Genomic DNA, 22,593 nt, shown 5'->3' with positions numbered 1-22,593 from the left:
GCCCTCCCTGCCTACTCCGCCCACCCCGCCCTCCCAGCTCGACATCGCGGGGGAGCTGCTCGCCCTGCTCCGAACGACCACCACCGAACCGCGCCCCGACACCCAACTCGAGGCGCTCACCCTCGCGGTGGCCGCCGACCTCCCCGTCCTGCTGTGGGGCGAGCCCGGCATCGGCAAGACCGCGGCGCTCACCCAGCTCGCCGCCGCCCTCGACCTGCCGCTGACCACGGTGATCGCCAGCGTGCACGAGCCGTCCGACTTCTCGGGCCTGCCCGTCATCGGCGACAACCCCGCCGAGCAGGGCGTCCCGATGGCCCCGCCGGACTGGGCGGTCCGCCTGGTCCGGGCCGGGCGCGGACTGCTGTTCCTGGACGAGCTGTCCACCGCACCGCCCGCCGTCCAGGCCGCGCTGCTGCGCCTGGTCCTGGAACGGCGCATCGGCGCACTGCAACTGCCGCCCGGCGTAAGGATCGTGGCCGCCGCCAACCCGCGGTCCTCGGCCGCCGACGGCTGGGAACTCAGCCCGCCGCTGGCCAACCGCTTCGTCCATCTGCAGTGGACCCACGACCACGAGGTCGTCGTCCGCGGCCTCGGCGGGACCTGGCCGCGGGCCACCCTGCCGCGGCTCGACCCGCGGCGGTCGGGCGAGGCGGTGGACCGGGCCCGCCGAGCGGTCTGCGGACTGCTCACCGCGCGCCCCGCCCTGGTCCACCGGCTCCCCAGCAGCGAGGCCCGCCGGGGCGGCGCCTGGCCGTCCCCCCGCAGCTGGGAGATGGCCGTGTGCCTGATCGCCTTCGCGACCGCGTCCGACTCCTCCCGCGACGCCCTGTCACTGCTGGTCCGGGGCGCCGTCGGCGACGGCCCCGGGCTCGAACTGCTGGCCGCCCTGGACCGGATGGACCTCCCCGACCCGGAAGAACTCCTCGCCGACCCGGCGGGCGCCGTGCTGCCCGAACGCGGCGACCTGCGCCAGGCCACCCTCGACGGCGTCGTGGCGGCGGTCGCCCACCGCCCCGAGAAGTCCCGTTGGGACGCGGCCTGGACCCTGTTCGCCCGCGCGATCGAGACCGGCGCCCCGGACCTGCTGGTCGTCCCGGCGACCACCCTCGCGGCGCTGCGCCGGCAGGACTGGGAGGTCCCGGCCACGATCGAACGGCTGGGCGGGGCGGTCTCCGTGTCCCGGCGGGCCGACCGCGCGGCGGCCAGGGTCGCGGCCGGCGCGGAGGCGGGCCGGTGACCCGGGACGTACCGGCGGCAGCCGCCAGGCCCGTACCGGGACCCCGCACCGTACCGGGGCCCCGGCCGGTCCCGGAGGGGCCCGGTGGGCCGGGGAACGCGAAGGCGAACGCGAACGAGGACGGGCCGGGAACGCTCGACCTCGAAAAGCTCCATGCCGCCCGGCTGTACGCCGTCCGGGTGCGGCCCTACCTGGCGACGGCACTCTTCGCGCTGACCGTCGTGGAGTCACGGCGGGTGCCGACGATGGCCGTCGACCGGTACTGGCGGTGCTACGTCTCACCGGGCTTCGTGGCCCGGACGCCGGTGGAGGAACTGGCCGGCGTCTGGGTGCACGAGGTGTCCCACCTGCTGCGCGACCACCACGGGCGCGGCGACCGGGTCGCGCGCGAGCGGGGGCTGACCGGCCGGGGCGAGCGGCTGCGGATGAACATCGCCGCGGACTGCGAGATCAACGACGACGTCTACGGTGACGGCCTGCCCAGCCCCGCGGGCGCCGTGCGGCCCGAACTTCTCGGGCTGCCCGAGGGGCAGTTGATGGAGGAGTACCTGCGGCTGTTCCAGCTCGGTCCGCGGACGGCGTTCCTCGACTGGCTGGACTGCGGCAGCGGCGCCGACGGGCTGGAAAGGGAGTGGGACCTCGGTCCGGACGGTGCCCACGGCCTCAGCGCGCAGGAGTGCGACGCGGTCCGGTTCCGGGTCGCGCAGGGCATCACCGCGCGCCCGGGGGACACCCCGAAGGCCTGGCGTCGCTGGGCGGACGAGGCGTTCCATCCGCCGCAGGCGTGGCGGGAGTTGCTCGGGGCGGCGGTCCGGTCGGCAGCTTCCGGACCCGGCGCGGGCGAGGACTACAGCTACGGCCGGCCGTCGCGGCGCTCGGCCGGGCTGCCCGGTGTCGTCCTGCCCAGCCTGCGGCGGCGTCCGCCCAGGGTCTCGGTGGTCATCGACACCTCCGGGTCGGTCAGCGACGCCGAACTGGGCAGTGCCCTGCTGGAGGTCGCCGCGATCTCCCGCGCGGTGGGCGGGCGCCGCGACCTGGTGAGCGTCATCTCGTGCGACGCGGCCGCCCGGGTCGCGCACCCGCTCTGCCAGGCGGAGGGCATCACACTGATCGGCGGCGGCGGCACCGACCTGCGGACGGGCTTCGCGCGAGCCCTGCGCGCCCAGGTGCCACCGGACGTGATCGTGGTCCTGACCGACGGTCAGACCCCCTGGCCCGCGACCCGGCCGCCGTGCCGAACGATCGTCGGCCTGTTCGCCGGGCGCAGGATCAGGTCCTGGAGCGAGGACAACCCCGACTACGTACCGGACACCCCGCCCGCCTGGGCCCGTGTGGTCGAGATCGGTTAGGCGTGGGGGCCGGCACCGCCTCGGGGCTGAGGTGGTGACGTGGTGGTGAGGGCCCGTCGAGGAACTGATGAGGCGTCTGTTCTTTCCGGTCGCGGACCCGTAGCCGGACGATCTTGGTCGCTGCTATCGTGCCTGCGGCAGATTCCAACAGCCAGGTACGAAACGGGGATTCATGCACAAGTCACAGCGGGCGGTGGCCCTCGCGCTCAGCGCTCTGGGTGTCGCCGCGGGAATGGTGTCGGTGGCCGCTCCGGCCGAGGCGGCCACGACGCCGAGCGGGGCCTGCGGCAGCGGCTACTACCAGATCGACCACCACGCCCTCGGCTCGGTGGCCGACGTCTACCTGTTCTACAACGGGTCGAGCAACTGTGCCGTCACCTGGGTGCGGAGCCCGAACGGGACCAGGACCTACGACCTGCGGGTGAACATCGAGCGGCAGAGCGACCTCAAGGAGGCCGCCGACGGCGGCTACTACAACTACTACGCCGGCCCGGCCAAGCTAAGCGCCGCCAACACCTGCATCTCGTGGGGCGGCTCCGCGGAGGGTATCCGCTGGGCGTCCGGCTGGGAGCACTGCGGCTGACCGGTGAACGGCCCCGGAGGGCCGGGGCCCGGGAGGACGCGACCTCGAGGCTGCGAGGACCTGCGATGACACGCGGTCACTTCGGGGCCCGGCGCGCTTCCCGGGCCCGACCCTCGGGTCCGAATGGTGCACCGGTTCCGTGCTACTTCCCGGGTGAGGTGGCGGCGCCGGCCGGGACCGTGGTGTCGAGGCCGGGCGTCGCCCGGGCCGTCAGTACGTGGGTGGTGCTGCCGTCGTCCTCGGTGATGTCGCGGACGTGCTCGAAGCCGATCCGGCGCAGCAGCGCCAGCGAGGCGAGGTTGGGTGCGGCCACGGTCGCGTGCACCTCGGACAGGCCGAGGACGTCGAAGCCGTACGCCACCAGTGCCTCGGCCAACTCGGTGCCGAGGCCCGAGCCCCAGGCTCCCGGCGCCAGCGCGTAGACGATCTCGTGGCCGCCGACCGCCTCGGTCGGTTTGATCTCGGCGTGCCCGACCAGCAGCCCGTCCCGGCGGACGGCCCAGACGGCGAACAGGTCCCCGGCGTACACCTTGCTGAAGATCCGGCCGAACAGGGCCCGGTCCTCATGCTCCGCAGCGGTGCCCTCACCCATCCACCGCGACACCCGCGGATCCTGGAAGAGCGCGACGAAGTCCTCCTCGTCCGCGGGGACGTACGGGTCCAGGAGCAGGCGCGCGGTGCGCAGGGTCGGCATCACGGACCGGGACGCTACCCAGGGCAGCCCCGCCCGGCAAACCGGTTTTCCCGGTCGGTGCCGGGCGCCCGGCGTGCCGTCCCGTCAGCTGCGGGTCAGGGTGAGGTCAGGGCGGGGTCAGCGGTCGCGGGCAGAGTGGTGCTCGTGAACGGCGCCGGGGGCGGACTCCGGGGCCGGGAGCTGGGAGAGGTGCCCGGAGTGGTTGATCGGGGACCAGGGCCTTCGGGCCCGGATCGGGTGCCTTCGGGTGCCCACGCAGGTTCGAATCCTGCCCTCTCCGCCCAACGGCCGGGGCCCTCGCCTCCGCCCTCAGTGGGCCGAGAACCACACCTCCGGCAGATAGCCCGTCGAGGTCCCGGCGGACGGCAGCCGGACGCCCGGGCGGTCGGACGGATCCAGGGCGGCCAGCACCTCGTCGGCCGGGTAGCCGAACAGGTCGACGCCGTCGAGGACCACCGGCGCCGCGGACGGCCCGCCCGGCGCGGTGCCGTACCGGCCGAGCCGGACGGCGGCCAGGCCGGGGCGGTCGTGGTCACCGCGGCCGAGCCGGTCGGTGACATCGCCGTACGCGAGCAGTTCCAGGCCCTGGTAGCAGGCCCAGAACGCCCAACCGGCCTGGCAGACCCAGGTCGTACGGACATCCGCCAGCGTGGCCACCGCCCACTGCGACTCCCGCTCGGACCCGCCGAACCGCAGCACCCCGGCACCGGCCGGCAGCGCGAGACCCGTTTTCGGTAGCAACTCGAACATCCCCCGATGGTGGTGCCGTCACGGTCACCACCGCAAGCCCGGTGCCCGGCGGCCCGGCGGCCGAAGGCCGTCGGTCCGGTCCCGGCCACTCCCGCGCGCTCGCGACGGGAATTGTCGGACCGGCCCTACCATGGCCGTGCCGATGAACGACACCTCACCTCGCGGACGCAGGCCCGGCAGCCCGGACACTCGCGCCGCCATCCTCGACGCCGCCCGCCGCCGCTTCCTGGCCGAGGGCTACCACGCCGTCACCCTGCGGTCCATCGCGGTCGAGGCCGCCGTCGACCCCGCGCTGATCAGCTATTACTTCGGCTCCAAGAAGGGCCTGTTCGGCGCGGCCCTCGCGCTGGCCGTCAACCCGGCCGACGTCCTCGCCACCATCCTGGCCGGCGACCCGGCCACCTTCCCGCAGCGTGCCCTGCGCGGCCTGCTCGCCGTCTGGGACGGCCCCGACACCGGCCCGACCCTGCTGGCCATGTTCAAGAACGCGGTCCAGGACGACACCGTCGCCGCCCTGGTCAGAGAAGCCGTCGAACGCGAGATCGTCGACCGCATCGCGGCCCGGATCGGCGGCACCGGCGCCCGGCAGCGGGCAGCGGCCTTCTGCTCGCAGATGGCCGGCATCATCGCCACCCGCTACCTGCTGAGGCTGGAACCCGTCGCCTCGATGACCCCCGACGAAGTGGTCCGCCACCTGGGCCCACCACTGCGCCGCGCCCTCGAGGGCCCCGCATCGCGCCCGTCGGCCCGTCCCGCCGCGGCGGGGGACCGGCGCCGCGCCCGTCCCGGGAGCTGAGCCGCGGGCGGGTGGCCCGGATTTCATCAAGTGCCGACTTCTGACCGCACCCGAGCCGGCGCGCGCCGCACCATCACGCCGTACGTACCGGAACGGCCCAGGTGGGAAGGGTGGCGTGGAGGCCCTCGGCCGGGTCGGCGCGGCCCAACGCCTGCACCGCGGGCCCGGGAAGAATTCATCGCCCTGGAAATCCGCGGACCGCCGCGGCCAGCCTGGAGCACAGGTAGCCGGACCCGTCCGGATCCGCCTCCAGGAAGAAGAATCCGATGCAAGCAGTCCAAGCCTCCGCGCCTGCGCCGCAGGCCCGGCACGGCCTCGTCCTCGCCGTCACCTGCCTCGCCCTCGGCGCCGTGGTCGCCGCCATGGCCTCCCTCAACGTCGCCCTGCCCGACCTGGCCCGGGAGACCCACGCGAGCCAGACCCAGCTCTCCTGGATCATCGACGCCTACAGCCTGGTGTTCGCCTCGCTCCTGCTGCCCGCGGCCGCCCTCGGCGACCGGTTCGGCCGCCGCAGGGCCCTGCTCGTCGGACTCGCCCTGTTCGGCGGAGGCTCCGGACTGGCCGCCCTCACCACCGACCCGAGCGCGCTGATCGCCCTGCGCGGGCTGCTCGGCGTCGGAGCCGCCCTGGTCATGCCGGCCACCCTGTCCACGATCACCACCACCTTCCCGCGCGCCGAACGGGCCCGCGCCGTCAGCATCTGGGCCGCCGTCGCGGGCGCCAGCGCCCTGGTGGGCCTGTTCGCCTCCGGCGTGCTGCTGGAGCAGTGGTCCTGGCGCTCGGTGTTCCTGCTCAACCTCGCCGTCGCGCTGGCCGCCCTGGTCGGCACCCTGCTGTTCGTCCCGGAGTCGGCGGAGCCCGGCCGGCCGCGCCTGGACAGGACCGGCGCGCTGCTCGCCGTGGTCGGCCTGGTCGCCCTGGTGTACTCCGTGATCGAGGCACCCACCCGGGGCTGGGCCGACCCCGCCACCCTCGGCGGCATCGCCGCGGGGCTCGCCGTGCTCACCGGCTTCGTGCTCTGGGAGCTGCGCCGGCCCCACCCGCTGCTGGACCCGCGGCTGTTCCGCAACCGCCGGTTCGCCGCCGGTGCGCTCTCGGTGATGCTCCAGTTCTTCGTCTTCTTCGGCTACATCTTCGTGATGATGCAGTACCTCCAACTGGTGCGCGGCGACAGCGCGTTGATGGCCGCGGTGGCGATGCTCCCGATGGCGCTGACCATGGTCCCGACCGCTCGCCTCACCCCGCGGCTGACCGCCCGGTTCGGCCTCGGCGGCCCCTGGGTGGCGGGCCTGCTGGCCGTCGCCCTCGCCATGGCCGTACTCGCCCGGCTCGACGCCGACAGCCCGTACTGGCTGATCGCCGCCGGACTGGTCCCGCTCGGCGCCGGCATGGGCCTCGCGATGACGCCCGCCACCACCGCAATCACCGACTCGCTGCCCCGCTCGCTGCAGAACATCGGCTCCGCCATGAACGACCTGTCACGCGAACTCGGCGGCGCGCTCGGCATCGCGGTGCTCGGCAGCATGCTCAGCGCCGCCTACCGCAGCCACCTGCAGCTGCCCGACGCACTGCCCCCGCACCTGGCCGACGCCGCCCGTTCCTCCCTCGCGGCCGCGAGCACCATCGGCGGCCCCGTCGCCGACCACGCCCGCACCGCCTTCGTCGACGGCATGCACCTGGCCCTGTACGGCGCGGCCCTGGCCGCGGCCCTCGCCGCGCTCACCGTCGCCGCCCTGCTGCGCCACCAGCGCCCCGCGACCGGTGACGGACATGCCGTCGAGGAGTACGAACCGGACCGGAACGTCGTCGAGTTGCACGCCGCCCAGTCGCCGAGCTGACCGGCCGACGCGCCCGGACGCGGAGTGGCGCCAGTGGGCGCCCTCCCGCCCGGGCGGCCGGTCCGTCAGGCCCTGATGAGTTGGTGGACCGCCGCCACGGCCGCGTCCGCGTCCGGCGCGTCGATCCAGGAGTACTCGTCGGACACCACGAACGGCGGCCGTCCGCCCGGCCCGCACTCCACCTCGACCGCTTCGGGGTTGCTCGCCAGCCGTACGAAGAAGCTGTCGCCGTCGGCCCCCGCCCGGTCCACCCCGCGCTCGACCCCCAGCGCGGGCAGCCGCTCCCGCAGGCAGCGGAGCACCTCGTCCACCGGGGTGCCCGTGCGCGCATCGGCGGGCCATTCGCGTGTGTCCACACCGTAGATCCTGCCAGCAGTGCCCCGCAGCGACGACAACCCCGATGCTCCGCCGCCAGATCCGATGCCGGAGTACCGGATCTTTGAGGTTGGGACATCCTTCCTGCCGGTGGTGTTCGTACGGGTGCAGCAGCCATGGATGGACAGCCTGCAGGACCCGTCTGTCAACTTCTTGTCCGCGATGCTTCCACTGCACGAACTCGGTCGCGCGGTGTTGGGCGCGGTGGAACCGCAACTCCAGGGCGAGTCCTACGCGTACTGGATCGAGCTGCGGACGATCCTGTACCTCGTCCAGAGCGGCCCAGGGCATCGCGGATTTCGTGACCGGCCGGGAGAACCGGAACGCCATCACGAAGAACGCGGCCGAGCGGGCCGTCCGCAACGCGGGAGTCCCGGGCACCATCGACCGGATCGCCACCGTGCTGGAGGCCGCAGGCCTCCCCCAGGCCCGGCGTCACCGCACTCCAGCAAGAGGCTGGCCGGCTACGGGCCATGCAGGTGTGAGCGGCGAACATCCCAGGCCCGAGTCGGCCGTGTGATCGCGCCCGTGGGCGGGCTCGTGGTCATCCAGCCCCGGCCACACCGCGCGGCCCCGCCGGTCACGCCGTCCATCCCTCTGGTGGCCGGACGCGCCCCCATCGGATGCTGACATCGCTGAACTGCGCTTCATCGCAGGTGAGGACACCTTCGGTCACCTGGGCGCGAACGAACGAGAGCGTGCCGCCGGTGAACCTGGCGTGGCCCAGCGCGACCCCGCCCCCGACGAACCGTGCGTGGTGGAAGGTGACCGTGCTGCCGGTGAATTGTCCGTAGTCGAAAGTGAGGGTTCCGCCGGTGAACCGTGTCGCGTAGAAGCTGACCGTGCTGTCAGTGAACTCAGCATCGTCGAGGGCAACCGCGCCTCCGCTGAACTGCGCATGGTCGAAGCTGGTCGTACCACCTGTGAAGTGCGCTCGGTTGAAGGCGAGTGACCCGTCGGCGCACACGGCACGGTTGAGGTTGACCGTGCTGTTGGAGAACTGCGCGTACCTGAAGTCGACCGTGCCGCCGTTGAGCTGGGCGTCGTCCAGGTCGACCGTCCCGCCACTGAACTGCGCGTGGTGGAACGTGGCGATACCGGACGGATCGAACACGGCGCCGCGGAGGGCGAGGATGCCGCTGCTGAACCTTGCCTGGCCGAAGTCGACGGTGCCGCCGTCGAAGCGAGCGCGGTCGAAGCTGATCGTACCGATGTCGAAGCGTGCGCCACGGAAGTCGACCACGCCGTCGCTGAATCGCGCGCCGTCGAAGCTGAACGAGTCGCCGATGAACTCGGTATCGGAGAAGGAGACGTTTCCGCGGAAGTGGCTGTCGGAGAAGTCGCCTCCGTCGAAGGTCGCCCGCGTGAAATCAAGAGTGAAACCCGACCACGACCGCCGCTCCTGCGATCCTTGAAGGTGGTCGCGGATCACTCGGATGATGGTGTGCCGGACCTCCCGTTCTCCCTTTCGGTACTTGTCCGACTCGGGATCCCACTCATAGGGCATGCGCAGGTAGGCGCAGAGAACGTCGATGCAGACCTGGCGTTGTTCATCCCAGTCGTCGGCCAGCTGGGTCATCGCGTAGACGCCGGCGAGGCGTACGGCTGGTGTTTCATGGCCGAGCTGGCCGGCCGCGGTGGAGTAGCGCTCGGCGAACTGGGTGGCGTCCGCGCGGTGGGCGTCCCCCTCGGCGATTCGCTGCTTGCGGTAGGCGTAGACGCCGGTGAGCACCGCGCCGATGACCGTCAGGATGGCGAGGGTGAGCCTGATGGCGTCTGCAGGGTTCGACGAGTCGGCCGCGCCTTCCGTGAGGTGGCTCACGAGCCAGTACGCCCCGATTCCGGCGACGCACACCACGGTGACGGCAAGGCCGGCCACGATCCACACGGGCCACAGATCCGGTGCGTACCGACCGCTTGGATTCCGCGATCGGCGTTGCCACCAGCGTCCACGGGTCACCGGTTCAGCATGCCCGATGATCAGATCTTGGAGACCGCCGCGGCCTCTCAGCCCTCCCGCATGTCGCCCGGACGGCGCATCATGACGCCTTGCGTGCCGACTGCTCGAACTGCTCGCCTCTCCTTACGCAGGGGAGTCGGTCTCCGAGATGCATGCCGCGGCAAGCAACTCGGCCGCGAACTCCCCACACGATCCGTAGCGATGCTCAGGAGGCTTCGCCAATGCTTTCGCCATCACGCCGTCGACAGCCGGCGCGAGCCCTGGGCACTGCAGGGACAGGTCCGGCGGGGGATCGTACAGGTGTGCCCACAACTCGGCCAAGGAGTCGTCGCGCCGGAAAGGTGACTCACCGGCCAGGATTTCGTGGACAACGCACGCCAAGCTGTACAGATCCGCCCTCTCGCCTGTGGGGTCGCCGGTGATCTGCTCGGGCGCGACGTACTCGACGGTGCCCACGAATGCGCCAGCCGCAATTGGGCCGCCCGGCGATTCCGCCGTGCCGAAGTCCGTGAGGTACGCATAGTAGGGATCTTCGATGCTGTTGCTCCTGGCGACCAGGATGTTTCCGGGCTTGACGTCCCCGTGGACGAGCCCATGCTCGTGCGCCGCATCCAGTGCCGACGCCATCTGGGTAGCGATGCGCACCGCTGCCATGACGGGGAGCGGGCCGTCGCGGTCGACCAGGGCCCCCAGATCCAGCCCGTCGACATAGCGCATGGCGATGTACAGGAGACCGTCGGCTTCGCCTGCTGCAAAGATCGGCACGATATGCGGATGGTCGATGGCGGCAGCCACGCGCGACTCATGGATGAACCGTCGACGAAAATCGTCATTCTGCGCCAGCTGAGGCGCAAGCAGTTTCAATGCCACCGTGCGGTTCAGTCGTAGATCTCTCGCCTGATACACCACGGCCGACCCTCCGCGCCCGATCTCGCGTTCGACCTGATAGCCGGCGATCTGTGTACCGATCAATGAGCCACCACTCTCAAACCTCCTCAACGCCGGAGTCTAGCCAAGACGCCGGTGATCCGACTGTTGTCCCGACGGTGTGGGCGGAGATTGCCATCGCTGGACGCGGGGGCGCGGTGGTGGGCAGCGCCAGTGTCCGGTACCGGACTGACGTCAGGTCAGCGGGAGGTGGTGTGGCGGCGGTGATGCGGATCGTCCATGCTGAGCGCCCGGGCGGTACCGCGCGCGCCGGGCACCGCCACCCGACGCGGGACGGCCGCGGTGGCGCGTCAGGCGCGGGCCGGGACGGGCTCGGGCTGCGGGGCCGATCGCACTGCCGTCCAGCGGCGGTCCGATGATCGTGGTCGTCCAAGCCGTCGACTCGAACCGGGCGCCCGCGGCGAGGAGGGCGTCGGGCGGCGCGAGTGTCTTCAGATAGGAGCCGAAGGCGGCGCGGAAGGTGATGTCGGCCGCCGTGACGACCACCGAGACCAGCAGGAGCTACAGGAAGGTGAGTGCGCCGAACCACACCAGGTCGGTCGCGATCAGCACCGGCCGCTTGCGGCGGTACTCCACCCACGGGCCGAGCGGCACCGCCGCCACCGCGCCCACCGACGCGCCCACCGAGGACAGTGGCGGAGACCGCCGTCGGCTGAAGTACGGGTCCAGCCAACTCAGCTCCGAGGCGCAGGAGGCGCTCGGCGGCACCCTGTCGATCATCGCGGTGGCCCTGGTGACCTGGACGGTGTTCTGGATGCGCCGCACCGCCCGCCACCTCAAGTCCGACCTCCAGGGCAAGGGCGACTCCGCCGCCGCGCTCGGCACCCTGGTCCTCGCCGTCACCACCTTCCTCGCCGCGGGCCGCGAGGGACTGGAGACCGCCCTGCTCATCCGGACCGCCGTCCAGGCCACCCATGGGCAGCCGCCGCTGGCCGGGGCCGCCCTCGGCCTGGTCACCGCCGTCCTGCTCGGCTGGCTGTGCTACCGCGGCGCCCTGCGCATCGACGTCGCCAAGTCCTTCACCTGGACCGGGGCCCTGCTGATCGTCGTCGCGGCCGGCGTCCTCGCCTACGGCGTCCACGACCTCCAGGAGACCGGCCGGCTGGGTGGCCTGGACAACCTCGCCTTCGGCGTCTCCGGCACCATCCCCAAGGGCAGCTGGCACGGCACCCCGCTGAACGGCGTGTTCACCTTCCAGCCTGACCCGACCGTTCTGCAACTCGCCGTCCGGGTGGCCTACCTGGTCCCCGAGCTGGTTCTGTTCCTGCGGCGCCCGCGGCCCGCCCGGCCGGCGGGGGTCACCGGCGGCGCCGACCACCGCGAGCACTGGAGCGCCGCCGCCCGCTGCGGTGGCAGCGCCCCGCCGGGTGGGCTGGAATGCGAAGGGTCCGCCGGACCGGTGCCGTGCCGCGCCCGGCCCCGAGCCACCGGAACGGAGAGCCACCGTGCAGGGCGACGCCGAGGTCATCGAATTCCTCAACGAGCAGCTCACCGCCGAACTCACCGCCATCAACCAGTACTTCCTGCACGCCAAGATGCAGGAGCACTACGGCTGGCCGAAGCTGGCCGCCCACACCAGGGCCGAGTCCTTCGACGAGATGCGGCACGCCGAGATCCTCACCGACCGGATCCTGCTCCTCGACGGACTGCCCAACTACCAGCGGCTGTTCCACCTCACCATCGGTCAGAGCGTCAAGGAGATGCTGGAGGCCGACCGCGTCGTGGAGGCCGAGGCGATCGACAGGCTGCGCCGCGGCATCGTGGTGATGCGGGCCAAGAACGACGTCACCTCGGCCAACCTCTTCGAGTCGATCCTCGCCGACGAGGAGGAGCACATCGACTACCTCGACACCCAGCTCCAACTGCTCGCCTCGCTCGGCGAACCGCTCTACACCGCGCAGATGGTCGAACAGCCCTCCTGAGGCCACCCGCCGCTCGCTCGCGCCGCTCGCGCGCCGGCCAGCCGTCCGCGAGGGCCGGTGCTGGTCAGCTGCCCAGCGGGATCCGCAGCGCGACCGTGCCGCGCAGGTCCAGCCAGGCCGCCCGCGGTCCGCGGACCAGCCGCAGGACCACCTGTCCGCAGCCGGGACACCGGCCGACCAGTCCCGGCGCGTGCGCGTAGACCCGCAGCCCCGCCAGCGGTCCCGCCGCACCGCAGCCCGTGCAGCGGGTCAGGGCCGTGGTGAGGTCGACCGTGAACAGCTCCGAGAGCGGGCCCGCGAGGGCGTTTCCGTCCTGGTACGAGGGGGCGCCGGCGTCGGTGGTCATGTCAGCCTCCGGTGGGTCCGAAGCGTTCGGTGCGGATCCGGGCCGCGTCGTGGCCCAGCGTGACCAGCTGGTCCGCGACGCTCTCGACGAAGCCGGTCGGGCCGCAGACGTAGCACTCGGGGAAGAAGTCGGGCGGCCAGCCCCAGGTCCGCAGGTCGGCGGCGCCGATCCGGCCGGGCGGCCGGGGCCAGCCGTCGGGGGCGGACCGGGTGTACAGGAACGTGGTGTCCAACCCCGGGTCGCCGCGGCGCAGTTCGCCCAGGTACCAGCGGTCCTCGGGGGTGCGCACCGAGTAGATCAGCCGGAACGGGCTGCGGCCGCCCGCCGCCCGCCGGGCGCGGATCATCGCCATCAGCGGGGCGACGCCCGAGCCGCCGGCCACCAGCAGGACCGGGGTGTCCTGCTCCGGGCGCCACACGAACCAGCCGCCGACCGGCCCGCGCAGCTCCAGCAGATCGCCGACCGCCACCTGCCCGGCCAGGTAGGGGGAGACCTCGCCGTCGGCGACGCTCTGCACGGTCAGCTCGATCCGTGAGCCGTCCGCGGCGGAGGTGAGCGAGTAACTGCGCTGGGTGCTGTAGCCGTCCTCGGCGGTCAGCCGGACGTCGACGTGCTGCCCGGCGAGGTGGCCTGGCCAGCCGGGTACGTCCAGGGCGATCGAGACCGCCGCCGCGGTCTCGCGGCGCCGTTCGAGCACCGTGGCGACCCGCCAGCGCAGGCGTTCGCCTAGTCGCCCTGGTACCGCTGCTCGCGCCATGGGTCTCCGTAGTCGTGGTAGCCGACGCTCTCCCAGAACCCCGGCTCGCTGCGCGCCGTCAGCTCGATGCCGCGCACCCACTTCGCTGACTTCCACAGGTACAGGTGCGGGACGAGCAGCCGGGCCGGGCCGCCGTGCTCGGCCGGCAGGTCGGCGCCCTCGTAGCGGTGGGCGATCCAGGCCTGGCCGTTCAGCAGGTCGGCGAGCGGCAGGTTGGTGGTGTAGCCCCCGTAGGCGCTGACCAGGGCGTAGTCCGAGGCGCTCTGGACCGTGCCCAGCAGGACGTCCAGGGAGACGCCCTCCCAGGAGGTCCCGAACTTGGACCAGCGCGTCACGCAGTGCAGGTCCACGGTGAAGCGCTCGGCCGGCAGGGACAGCAGATCGCCCCAGGTCCAGCGGTACCGGTCGCCGGTCTCCGTGGTGACGGTGAACTCCCAGTCCTCGCGGGCGACCCTCGGCGTCGGACCGGCGGACAGCACCGGGAAGTCACGGGTCTCGTACTGGCCCGGCGGCAGCCGGTGGCCCGAGGTGCGCGGGCGGCCCCGGAACCCCGGGGAGATCACGGTCATGGCCCCACCCTTCCTGTCGGGGCGACCGGACGGTCCAGCTGCCATTGTCACCCCGCGCAACCCCCGGGCGCCTCTCACCGGAGCACCGGAGCACCGGAGAGCCGCACCGGAGCGCCTCACCGGAGTGCCGGGCCGACGCGCCGGGCCGACGCACTCCCCGCCGTCGGCCGGGGGCCGTCGGAGTGACGGCGCGTCATGTCGTGACGGAGTGTCGTCAAGCGCACGCTTAACGTGAACGCATGATCGATGAACCTCCCCTCGGCGCCGCAGGCGGACCGAGCACCCCCGGAGCGCCCCGGCGAGGCGGCCTGACGGCGCTCTTCGTCCTGGTCGTGGCCCTGCTGACCACGCTCGCGGTCGTCACCCCGGCCGCCGCCGCGCGCCGGGTGGCCGGCACGGTGACCGTGCAGTTCGACAACAAGAGCGACCGCGACGTCACGGCCGCCAGCGCCAACGTGCCCGAGGGCTGCGTGATCCCGTTCGTGCCGTCCGTGATCGCGGCCGGCACCACGGCCAGCTGGACCGTGGCACCGTGCAACTCCTCCTACGGCGCCAAGGCGACGGTCAACCTCTTCGTCCAGGGCGAGGGCAACGCGACGCTCCAGATGGGCTGGGACGTCCCGTTCACCGGTCCGAACAGCTTCTCGGAGTCGGCACCGACCGGCTACGTGATCAGCCACAGCGGCGGCCAGGACCAGAACACCCCGGTCCGGTTCTCATTCGACTGCAACTCCACCACCTGCGACGGCATCCCGGACGACTGGAAGCGCAACGGGGTCACCCTCAACCCCGGCGACGGCAGCCCGAACAAGTTCATCGACCTCAAGGCGATGGGCGCGGACGTCAACCGGCCCGACATCTTCATCCAGCTCGACTGGATGGCCGACGACAAGCACAGCCACGCGATCAGCCCCGCCGCGATCAAGCAGGTCGTCGACGCCTTCAAGAGCGCCCCCTACCGCAAGCGCCAGACCGGTACCGGCATCAACCTGCACATCGACGCCGGCCCCGACAGCATCATGGACTTCGCCACCAACACGACCTGGGGCACCCTCAGCCGGGCCAAGAAGCTCACCGAGACGGCGAACCTCGGCACCAAGGTCGACGGCATGTACCAGTGGAACGCCTTCACCACGCTGAAGAACGCCACCGGCGGCTTCCGCAGCACCGCGCGGGCGCCGATCTTCCACTACGCGATCTCGGCGCACAACCTGGAGGCCGGATCCGGTTCCAGCGGGATCTCCGCCGGCACCCCCGGCAGCGACTTCATCGTCAGCCTGGGCAGCTTCACCAACCAGACCGGCACGGTGGCCGAGCAGGCCGGCACCCTGATGCACGAACTCGGCCACAACCTGGGCCTGCGGCACAGCGGTGACACCGACCTGCCCAACCGCGAGCCGCAGTACTTCAGCGTGATGAACTACACCTACCAGTTCGGCCTGACGGTGGGCACCACCACCGGTCTCGTCGACTACTCCCGCCAGGACCTGTTCCTGAACGAGACCACGCTGGACGAGCGTGTCTACCCGCCGACCACCCCGCTCTACGACGTCAGCCACTACTGCCCCGGCGTCGACGGGACGGTCGGCAAGTTCGTCACCATCCCGTCGAGCAAGGGCGCCGTGGACTGGGACTGCAACGGCAAGGTCGGCAGCGACCCGGTCATGGTCGACGTCAACGGCGACACCGACAGGACCAGGCTCCCCGGCCACGACGACTGGAGCGTGCTCCAGCTGCGCGGCGGCTCCGTCGGCCACCAGGGCGACACCGCCGGCGTCCCCGCCCCGACCCTGGACAACGAGGCCGACCCGGACGACGAGGCCATGGACCTGCCGGTGGACACCACCGCACCGGTCACCACGGCCAGGATCCGCCCCTCGCACGGCCACAAGGACGCGGCCGGCCGCGACGACGAGCAGCTGGTCGTCCTCACCGCGACCGACGACATCTCCGGGGTGGCGCTGACCGAGTACGACCTCGACGGCGCGGGCTGGACCACCTACACCGGCCCGATCCCCGTCCGCGGCGAGGGAGAGCACCAGCTGCTCTACCGCTCGGTCGACCGCGCCCAGAACCAGGAGGCCGACCGGACCCTGGCCCTGCGGATCGACTGCGACGCCCCGTGGCACCCGGAGGCCGGCACCGAGAGCTGAACCACCCCACCCCCACCGTCCACCCGCCCCCGGGCCGACCCTCGGCCCGGGGGCCGCTACGCTGCGTCGGCGGGCCGATCCGCCCGCGGACCGAGCGAGCGACCGGAGGCGACGGACGGATGGGTCATCAGTGCCCGCAGTGCGGAGACGACCTGACGGGCTTTCGGGTGAAGCGGCGGCACAACGCCTGGGGTGCGTCGGTGACCGGACCACGGGACCGGCCCGAGCTGTGGTGGGAGTGCGGCGGCTGCGAGTGGCTCGGCGTGCAGGCAGCGCCGGAGGACCCGATGCGGCCGCTACGGCGGCTGCCCGGCACCGAGGGCACCTGCGACTTCTGCGGCTGGGAGGACTCGGTCGCCGCCGGCGAGCCCGCGCGCCGGGCCGACGGTCTGCTGGTGCAGTGGATCGTCTGCCTGACCTGCGGATTCAGCGGCTCCCTGCGGCTGCGCGAGAGCTGCCCGAGCCGTTCGGCAGGCCACGCCTCGGCGGGTCCGGCTCACAGATCCACGGCGGAGACCCAGACCACGGGATGCGCCGGATCGGTCGCGCCGTCCACCGCCAGGGACCGCGGACCGGCCTTCCCCGCGTAGCCGCGACCGTCCCGGCTGTAGACGATGGCCGGGCCGACCGGCGGGGTCAGGCCGCACGGGCCCCCGGCAGGCCGGACAGCTGCCCCGGGTTCGTAGGTGGTCCAGCCGCCCGTGGACACCGTCGTGGCGGCGCTCGGTGGTTCGAAATCGCCGGCCGAGAGGAACGTGGCGAGATCCGCGGGCGTGGTGGTGAACCGCAATGTCAGGCTGAAATCGCCCTGCAGACCGCCCGCGTCCGCGGTGAAGACGAGGTCCGTGGCGGCGGGAGGCACCGCCAGACCGAAGTGGGCCGTCGCCTCGGCGAGGGGGAGGTTGTTGCCGCCGGTCTGCGCGCACACCCGGGAATCGGCCGCCGCCACCCGGTTGTCCGGCCCCCCGGACGCCGGGTCGAGCACCAGCGCCGTACACCTGCCGAGCAGGCCCAGCACGATGGCGGCACCCACCGCGGCCAGCAGACATCCCGGTCTCTTCACAGCCCAGGCTCCCCCCGTGAGCGACCACCGGAGCGTGATCCTAACGGGAGCGCGATCTGCACGGGCACCCCGGCTCCCACCGACGTCCGGGTCGCCGCGCGTGCGCCCTGTCGCTTACCGGGGACGGCCGCCGGGTCAGCGGCGGGTCGCCCGCAGCAGCTCGATCCGCCAGCGGGCCGCGCCCTGCTCGGGCCGCTCCTTCACCCGGGCCGTGAGGCCGTCGGCGAAGAGCCGGACCGTCCGCGGACCGACCGCCACCGGCCCCGCGAACAGGGACGGGCCGAACGCAGCCAGGAACGAGGCCGACACCTCGCGGGCGTACGCGTCGAGATCGCCGTCGGCGCAGTACCGCCCCCACATCGGGTCCTCCAGCACCACGAACTCCGCCTCCTCCAGCCGGAAGCGTTCGGCGAGCGGGCCGCCGCGCAACGGGCCGAGGTACTCCGCGGCGGTCCTGTTCCAGGTCGGGACGGTCATGGCCGCCAGCTGGCCGGCCGTCAGCTCACCCCGGCCGACCAGCTCGTCGAGCTGCTCGAGCGCCAGGTCGAAGAGGCCCTCCGCGCCGCTCAGCCCGTCGTCGGTGGCGGCCCCGCCCACCACGACCAGCTGCCCGCCCGGCACCAGCTCGGCCGCCCGGTGCACGAGGAAGTCCGCCCAGTCGGCAGCCGACTGCCCGCGCAGGGCCTCGCGGGCCGCCCCGGTCGCCCGGGGACCGTAGACGTGCCCGTCGACCGGCACCGGGAGCCGGGACAGCCAGTGCACCGCGATCGAGGACCAGGCGAGGTGCAGCTCGCCCGGCGGGAACAGCGGCTCGTAGAAGGAACGGGCCTGGGCACAGCCGAACACACCGGGGCCGCCCAGATAGGAGGTCGGCCCGGACAGGGTGGCGAACAGCGCACCGAAGTCGTTCCCGGGAATATCGGTGTGGGTGACCCAGACCGGGGTCCCGGGACGGCGGGCCCGGACGGCCGCCACCGTGCGCGCCATCGGCTCCATCGCGTTGGTCCCGGCGGCGCAGCCCAGGTCGGCGACGCGGAACGCCCGCCCGCCGTCCGGCACCGGGACGACGCTCAACGCCCGGTCCAGCATCCCGACGGTCGCCGCCAACCCCGCGTGCTGCGCGGCGGAGTGGCTGCCGTACCCGCTCCCCATCACCCCGGACCCGCTTGCGGCCATCGACCGAACCTCCTGTGTGCGGCGGGTCTGCGGGTCTGCCACGCTAGCCCGCGCCCGGGGCACAGCCCGGCGGCGACACGCCTCGGGATGGCGGGGGAGCGAGGGCGGGAACGCCGAAGGACCGCCCCTACCGGGTGAGGTAGGAACGGTCCTGAGCCGGCGCGCGCGATCACCTGGGCCCGGTGGGGCCGGTGGCGCGGAGGGCCGGGTGAGCCGTCACGACGTCGGGTGTCGTCGGGTGGCGGCGGTCACACCTGAGGGGCCACGTGGTCGGCTTAGTACCAGTGGTGGGTCTGCCAGAACGCCCACGCGGCGTTCGGGCTGCCGTAGCGCTCGTTCATGTAGTTCAGACCCCACTTGATCTGGGTCGCGGGGTTGGTCTTCCAGTCGGCGCCGGCCGAGGCCATCTTGGAGCCCGGCAGGGCCTGGACCAGGCCGTACGCGCCGGAGGAGGCGTTGGTGGCCGTCACGTTCCAGCTGCTCTCGTGCGAGACGATCTGGTTGAACGAGGCCAGCTGGTTGGCGGGGACGATCTGGGCGGCGATGGCCTGGACCGAGCCCGGCGAGTAGGCGGGGGTGGCGGCGGACGCCATCGCGGGGGCGACGGCGGTGCCGAGAGCGGCGATACCGGCAGCGGAGACGAGCACGGCGGCCGAGGTACGCACACGGGTGGAGAACTTACGCATAAAGGTTTTGCCTCAATCGGTTGGCTACGCTCCCGTCCGCTGCGCCTCTCGACCGGATACCGGCCTGGGCGGGACGGGGCGTGGGGCACCTCATGGAGCGAGGGCCTGAACGGGCGCCGCAGCCTGACAGGTTGCTGCGGCGTCTGACGACTCCGCCATTGTTAGCGGGCGTCCGGCACGCCGCCAAGACCCCTAATTACGACGCCCGGTAGTAGTAAACATCCGGGTTCGACCCGCTCCGGGGGGTCGGCTCGGACGCCTCCGCGGGGATCTAAACCTCTAAAACCGGTGCATTTCGGACAGATTTCCGAGGCTGAACGGCCCGCGATCCCGGTTCCGCCCGCAGATCGGCACCGATCGGCATGATCCGCGGTGGGGGCGCCCATGGGCCGCACCTGGCGGCCCGGACGATCAACTATCGATGGTCGTAGACCCTGGGGGCCGTGTGAGCACCCTCACCGCCCGGCCGCGCCGGAGTGGTCGGCGGGTGCCGATTCCACTACGCACCGCAGGCATCCGTATGCGCACGAAGCCTGTGGCGCAGCGCACTTGGGCCCGCCCGGGCCGCTGAGGTGCTCGCTGGGGCACCGGCGGGGTCAGGAGGCGGCGAGGGCGGCGACCACCATGACCAGCAGCAGCCCCAGCACGAACAGCCACCGCCGCCCGCTCGACGGCCACCGCACGGCGCCGGGGTCGCGACGGCGGCCGGCATTCGGCACCTGCTGGCTGCTGTCCCAGCCGAGGCCGCCGCCGGAGTCGCTGCCGCCGCTGTAGTCGGTGTCGTTCATGATCGTGGGTCCTTCGGGGGAGAGGGGCCGCCAAGCCTGCCATGCGCGGTGACCGGGGGAGCGGCGGCCCCCCACTGAGCCGTCGGTGCCCTCCGGAGTTCGAAGACTCGCCGCCAGCAGGAGAGAGGGGGGCCGACCACTACCTGGCAGGCGTGGGGCGCGCAGGCCCGTGCCCGCACCGCGGTGCGAAGCGTCCGGGCCCCGCCAGCAACACCTCGGCGAAAGGGTGAGTGGCTCTGGCGAGCACAGATGAACGTGCTCAGCGAGATCGCCGGCGGCGCCGGCAGTAGGAGATGGGGCTGTCAGTTGCCCTCCCGACGGGCGGCCGATGCGTTCGGCCGGTGCCATTCACTCTCCGGCGGTACTCCATTCGGCCAGGCGAAGCGCAATTCTCCGTCCATGGCGGCGACCAGCCACTGGGCGAGATTGACTCCTTGCGGCCAGCAGTCGCCGTCGGCGTTGGACCACATCGGGCCGTCCGGGTCGCGGCAGTCGATCATCGACCACATGGTGCAGCCCCAGTCGTAGAGCGGCACCACGCCGGCAGGCACTCGTCCACTGGGATCCGGGCCCTGCTCGTACGACTCTGCGATGTGCTCCTGCCACTGCCCCACGTCGACGGGCAGAACCCCGCCGACGGGCCGAAGCCGCCGTTGGACACCTCGGTGTAGAGGCGGCCCAGGAGCGTGGGGAAGGCGAAGCCGATGACACGCTCCGCCGCCGTGACGGCCTCCGTGGGGGCGGGCGGGGGAGCGTGCCGTTCCCGGGCGATTCTCCGGCAGACGTGAATGATCTCGTCATCGGTCATCGGGCGATCGTATGGTCCTGCTCGGACAGCTGGGGCCGAACTGACCTGGCCGTCGGATGTCGGCGAAGCCCGACCGTTTCCGGCGTAGGTCCGACCGTGTTCCTGAGGGACGAGTGCGAGGCTGGTCAGACCACAGAGGGACGCTTGGGATCCACGGGGTCGATCTCGTGCTCGTCGAAGAGTTGCTCAAGTGCTTCATGGCCGTGTTCGCGGCGGAATGTGATCTCGTCCGCCGTTACCGGGAGAGTCCAGAGGATGCGTGCATGGCCCGTCGGCAGAGGGCAGTGTTCGAGGTCCGGCCCGTGGAGGTAGGGCAGGCTGACGAGTAGGTGGTCACAGGAGGACCCGGGGATCCACGGCTCGCCGATGGGCATGCTGTGCTCGAGGTCGAGATGGTGTCCAGCGTGGTAGTAGGCGATTTTCGCGAGCAGGTCGACGAAGCTCTCGTCGCCTGCTGGAGCAGTCAGGGCGAACTCAAGCCCGTGCCCGTGCTTCTGGACTGCGGACCAGCATCCGGCGGTGAGGTACGTCCAGCAGTTGCCGCGCGGACCCGGGCTCGCCGCGATGATGCGGAGGCCGGGAACGGCCTCCCGGCGGCCAGGCCCGAGATCGTAGTCGTGAGCCTGGATCTCGTGGCCGGCGAAGAAGTTGCGGACGTGCAACTCGACGGCCGCGATGGCCTGCTCCCTGCGCTTGGCTTCGAACATGTCGGCGATGATCTCATATGGCCAGAAGGCTGATTGCAGATGGCGGCGCGCCGTCAGCTTCCCTCGGGCCCGAACCGGCGCTTGTACGCCGACGGAGTGATACCTGTCTCGCGACGCATGAGCGACCGCAGGTTGGTAGCCGTACCCAGTCCGCTTCGGCGTGCGACGACCTCGAATCGTGACTCGCCTCGCTCGATCAACTGGCATGCCAAGGCGAGCCGCTCTCCCGTGAGCCACGCCAGGGGGGTCGTTCCCAGTTGCGCCCGGAAGCGGCGGTGCAGTGTCGCCGGGCTGACCGCCGCCCGCGCCGCGAGGTCGGAGACCGTGAGCGGTGAGTCGAGCCGTTCCTGGGCCCAGGCCAGGACCGGGGCCAGGGATTCATCGGGGAGGTCGGGCATGGGGCGCTCCACGAATTGCCTCTGTCCGCCGTCGCGGTGCGCCGCGAAGACCAGTCGGCGGCTCACGGCGTTGGCGATCTCGGCGCCGTGGTCGCGGCGGACCACGTGCAGCCCGAGGTCGAGTGCGGCCGCGCTTCCCGCGGCGGTGAGGATGTCGCCGTCGTCCACGAACAGCACATCCGATTCGAGGTGGACGGCGGGGAATCGGGCACGGAAGGCATCCGCCCACTGCCAGTGGGCCGTGGCCCGGCGCCCGTCGAGGACTCCGGCTTCGGCCAGGGTGAAGGCGCCGCTGCAGAAGCCGATCAGCCGTGCACCGCGGGCGTGCGCCCGTCGGATGGTGTCGAGCACGGCTGGTCGGCGGGGCACTTCGACGCCGGGGCGGTTGGGGACGATCAATGTGTCCGCCGTATCGGACGCCTCCAAGTCGGCGACTCCCGTGAGCGTGAAGAATCCGTCTCGCATCGCCGTTCGGGGCTCTGGGGAGCAGAGGCTGAAGTCGTAGAGCTCGCGGCCGATCTCCGGCCTGCGGAGGCCGAAGACCTCGGTCGCGCAGCCGAGCTCGAAAGGGTTCGAGTTCTCGTCCACGATCACGACCACCCGGTGGACGCGTGCTGCACGAGCCTGATGCGAGGATTCTTTCGCCATCTGCTATTCCTAGCACTCACGCCGGCCCGGCGAAACAGCTCA

General features: G+C 72.2%; 22 protein-coding genes, 1 tRNA gene and 2 pseudogenes. 9 read left to right on the top strand and 16 right to left on the bottom strand.

What is annotated here, in order from left to right; translation table 11 throughout:
* Nucleotides 1–7: 7 nt before the first annotated feature.
* From AA75_RS35670 to AA75_RS35660, 3 genes are all read left to right on the top strand, one after another.
* A complete protein-coding gene (locus AA75_RS35670; protein ID WP_033824543.1) occupies nucleotides 8–1,237 on the top strand; it encodes an AAA family ATPase in 1,230 nt (409 codons plus the stop codon).
* Nucleotides 1,234–2,586: a VWA-like domain-containing protein gene (locus tag AA75_RS35665; protein WP_082527074.1), complete on the top strand. Its 1,353-nt coding sequence runs from the start codon at nucleotides 1,234–1,236 to the stop codon at nucleotides 2,584–2,586. Before AA75_RS35670 ends, AA75_RS35665 begins: the two co-directional genes overlap by 4 nt.
* A 172-nt stretch (nucleotides 2,587–2,758) precedes the next feature.
* Nucleotides 2,759–3,169 carry a hypothetical protein gene (locus AA75_RS35660; RefSeq protein ID WP_051814020.1) on the top strand — a complete coding sequence of 137 codons (411 nt, stop codon included), beginning with the start codon at nucleotides 2,759–2,761 and terminating at the stop codon, nucleotides 3,167–3,169.
* Nucleotides 3,170–3,311: 142 nt separating this feature from the next.
* Here the strand turns inward: AA75_RS35660 and AA75_RS35655 are convergent, their stop codons facing one another.
* Complete coding sequence (locus AA75_RS35655; RefSeq protein ID WP_051814019.1) at nucleotides 3,312–3,866, bottom strand: GNAT family N-acetyltransferase; 555 nt, start codon at nucleotides 3,864–3,866, stop codon at nucleotides 3,312–3,314.
* A 180-nt stretch (nucleotides 3,867–4,046) separates the two neighbouring features.
* Between AA75_RS35655 and AA75_RS48435 the strand changes: the two genes are divergently transcribed.
* Nucleotides 4,047–4,143, top strand: a tRNA-OTHER gene (locus AA75_RS48435).
* A gap of 29 nt (nucleotides 4,144–4,172) precedes the next feature.
* On the opposite strand, the gene AA75_RS35650 is transcribed toward AA75_RS48435, so the two are convergent.
* Nucleotides 4,173–4,613, bottom strand: a complete 441-nt coding sequence (locus AA75_RS35650; protein WP_149038573.1) for a hypothetical protein — start codon at nucleotides 4,611–4,613, stop codon at nucleotides 4,173–4,175.
* A 142-nt stretch (nucleotides 4,614–4,755) separates the two neighbouring features.
* On the opposite strand from AA75_RS35650, the gene AA75_RS35645 reads away from it, so the two are divergent.
* Nucleotides 4,756–5,409, top strand: coding sequence for a TetR/AcrR family transcriptional regulator (locus tag AA75_RS35645; RefSeq protein ID WP_033824539.1), 654 nt, complete (start codon nucleotides 4,756–4,758; stop codon nucleotides 5,407–5,409).
* Nucleotides 5,410–5,675: 266 nt separating this feature from the next.
* Nucleotides 5,676–7,247 carry an MFS transporter gene (locus AA75_RS35640; protein WP_063794512.1) on the top strand — a complete coding sequence of 524 codons (1,572 nt, stop codon included), beginning with the start codon at nucleotides 5,676–5,678 and terminating at the stop codon, nucleotides 7,245–7,247.
* A 65-nt stretch (nucleotides 7,248–7,312) separates the two neighbouring features.
* Here AA75_RS35640 and AA75_RS35635 read toward each other — a convergent pair whose 3' ends face one another.
* The 4 genes and pseudogenes from AA75_RS35635 to AA75_RS48430 all read right to left on the bottom strand — a co-directional run.
* Complete coding sequence (locus AA75_RS35635) at nucleotides 7,313–7,603, bottom strand: hypothetical protein (RefSeq protein WP_033824516.1); 291 nt, start codon at nucleotides 7,601–7,603, stop codon at nucleotides 7,313–7,315.
* Nucleotides 7,604–8,202: 599 nt separating this feature from the next.
* The gene (locus AA75_RS35630) at nucleotides 8,203–9,510 is read right to left on the bottom strand and encodes a pentapeptide repeat-containing protein (RefSeq protein WP_051814018.1); all 1,308 of its coding nucleotides are present in this window, start codon (nucleotides 9,508–9,510) and stop codon (nucleotides 8,203–8,205) included.
* Between the two features lie 195 nt (nucleotides 9,511–9,705).
* Nucleotides 9,706–10,581 carry a serine/threonine-protein kinase gene (locus AA75_RS35625; RefSeq protein WP_033824536.1) on the bottom strand — a complete coding sequence of 292 codons (876 nt, stop codon included), beginning with the start codon at nucleotides 10,579–10,581 and terminating at the stop codon, nucleotides 9,706–9,708.
* Nucleotides 10,582–10,854: 273 nt separating this feature from the next.
* A pseudogene (locus AA75_RS48430) lies at nucleotides 10,855–11,208 on the bottom strand (MFS transporter); the annotation flags it as partial.
* On the opposite strand from AA75_RS48430, the pseudogene AA75_RS46470 reads away from it, so the two are divergent.
* Both AA75_RS46470 and bfr read left to right on the top strand, forming a co-directional pair.
* Nucleotides 11,183–11,797: pseudogene (locus tag AA75_RS46470) on the top strand (FTR1 family protein); the annotation flags it as partial. The pseudogenes AA75_RS48430 and AA75_RS46470 overlap by 26 nt on opposite strands.
* 178 nt (nucleotides 11,798–11,975) lie before the next feature.
* Nucleotides 11,976–12,452 (top strand): bacterioferritin, encoded by a 477-nt coding sequence (bfr, locus tag AA75_RS35615; protein ID WP_033824514.1) that lies wholly within the window; start codon nucleotides 11,976–11,978, stop codon nucleotides 12,450–12,452.
* A 64-nt stretch (nucleotides 12,453–12,516) separates the two neighbouring features.
* On the opposite strand, the gene AA75_RS35610 is transcribed toward bfr, so the two are convergent.
* The 3 genes from AA75_RS35610 to AA75_RS35600 are packed head-to-tail and all read right to left on the bottom strand — an operon-like array spanning nucleotide 12,517 to nucleotide 14,124.
* Nucleotides 12,517–12,798 carry a DUF6510 family protein gene (locus AA75_RS35610; protein WP_033824513.1) on the bottom strand — a complete coding sequence of 94 codons (282 nt, stop codon included), beginning with the start codon at nucleotides 12,796–12,798 and terminating at the stop codon, nucleotides 12,517–12,519.
* 1 nt (nucleotide 12,799) lies between these two features.
* Entirely contained in the window at nucleotides 12,800–13,555 is a 756-nt protein-coding gene (locus AA75_RS35605; RefSeq protein WP_033824512.1) for a ferredoxin reductase, read from the bottom strand.
* Nucleotides 13,525–14,124: a molybdopterin-dependent oxidoreductase gene (locus AA75_RS35600; protein WP_033824511.1), complete on the bottom strand. Its 600-nt coding sequence runs from the start codon at nucleotides 14,122–14,124 to the stop codon at nucleotides 13,525–13,527. Before AA75_RS35600 ends, AA75_RS35605 begins: the two co-directional genes overlap by 31 nt.
* A 239-nt stretch (nucleotides 14,125–14,363) precedes the next feature.
* Here AA75_RS35600 and AA75_RS35595 point away from each other — a divergent pair, with 239 nt between their 5' ends.
* Nucleotides 14,364–16,277, top strand: coding sequence for a M12 family metallo-peptidase (locus tag AA75_RS35595; RefSeq protein WP_033824510.1), 1,914 nt, complete (start codon nucleotides 14,364–14,366; stop codon nucleotides 16,275–16,277).
* A 496-nt stretch (nucleotides 16,278–16,773) separates the two neighbouring features.
* On the opposite strand, the gene AA75_RS35590 is transcribed toward AA75_RS35595, so the two are convergent.
* From AA75_RS35590 to AA75_RS35565, 7 genes are all read right to left on the bottom strand, one after another.
* Nucleotides 16,774–17,340 carry a hypothetical protein gene (locus tag AA75_RS35590; RefSeq protein ID WP_149038572.1) on the bottom strand — a complete coding sequence of 189 codons (567 nt, stop codon included), beginning with the start codon at nucleotides 17,338–17,340 and terminating at the stop codon, nucleotides 16,774–16,776.
* A 135-nt stretch (nucleotides 17,341–17,475) separates the two neighbouring features.
* Nucleotides 17,476–18,516: a hypothetical protein gene (locus AA75_RS35585; RefSeq protein WP_082527073.1), complete on the bottom strand. Its 1,041-nt coding sequence runs from the start codon at nucleotides 18,514–18,516 to the stop codon at nucleotides 17,476–17,478.
* A 275-nt stretch (nucleotides 18,517–18,791) separates the two neighbouring features.
* Nucleotides 18,792–19,202, bottom strand: coding sequence for a transglycosylase SLT domain-containing protein (locus AA75_RS35580; RefSeq protein WP_033824508.1), 411 nt, complete (start codon nucleotides 19,200–19,202; stop codon nucleotides 18,792–18,794).
* Between the two features lie 596 nt (nucleotides 19,203–19,798).
* Nucleotides 19,799–19,990, bottom strand: a complete 192-nt coding sequence (locus tag AA75_RS35575) for a hypothetical protein (protein WP_033824507.1) — start codon at nucleotides 19,988–19,990, stop codon at nucleotides 19,799–19,801.
* A 302-nt stretch (nucleotides 19,991–20,292) separates the two neighbouring features.
* A complete protein-coding gene (locus tag AA75_RS48425; protein ID WP_149038571.1) occupies nucleotides 20,293–20,541 on the bottom strand; it encodes a hypothetical protein in 249 nt (82 codons plus the stop codon).
* Nucleotides 20,542–20,923: 382 nt separating this feature from the next.
* Complete coding sequence (locus AA75_RS35570) at nucleotides 20,924–21,505, bottom strand: suppressor of fused domain protein (RefSeq protein ID WP_051814015.1); 582 nt, start codon at nucleotides 21,503–21,505, stop codon at nucleotides 20,924–20,926.
* Between the two features lie 53 nt (nucleotides 21,506–21,558).
* A complete protein-coding gene (locus AA75_RS35565; protein ID WP_033824506.1) occupies nucleotides 21,559–22,551 on the bottom strand; it encodes a GlxA family transcriptional regulator in 993 nt (330 codons plus the stop codon).
* Nucleotides 22,552–22,593: the final 42 nt, after the last annotated feature.

The sequence above is a fragment of the Kitasatospora sp. MBT63 genome (assembly GCF_000710465.2).
Classification (GTDB): Bacteria; Actinomycetota; Actinomycetes; order Streptomycetales; family Streptomycetaceae; genus Kitasatospora.
This window is presented reverse-complemented; position numbering and strand designations above follow the sequence as displayed.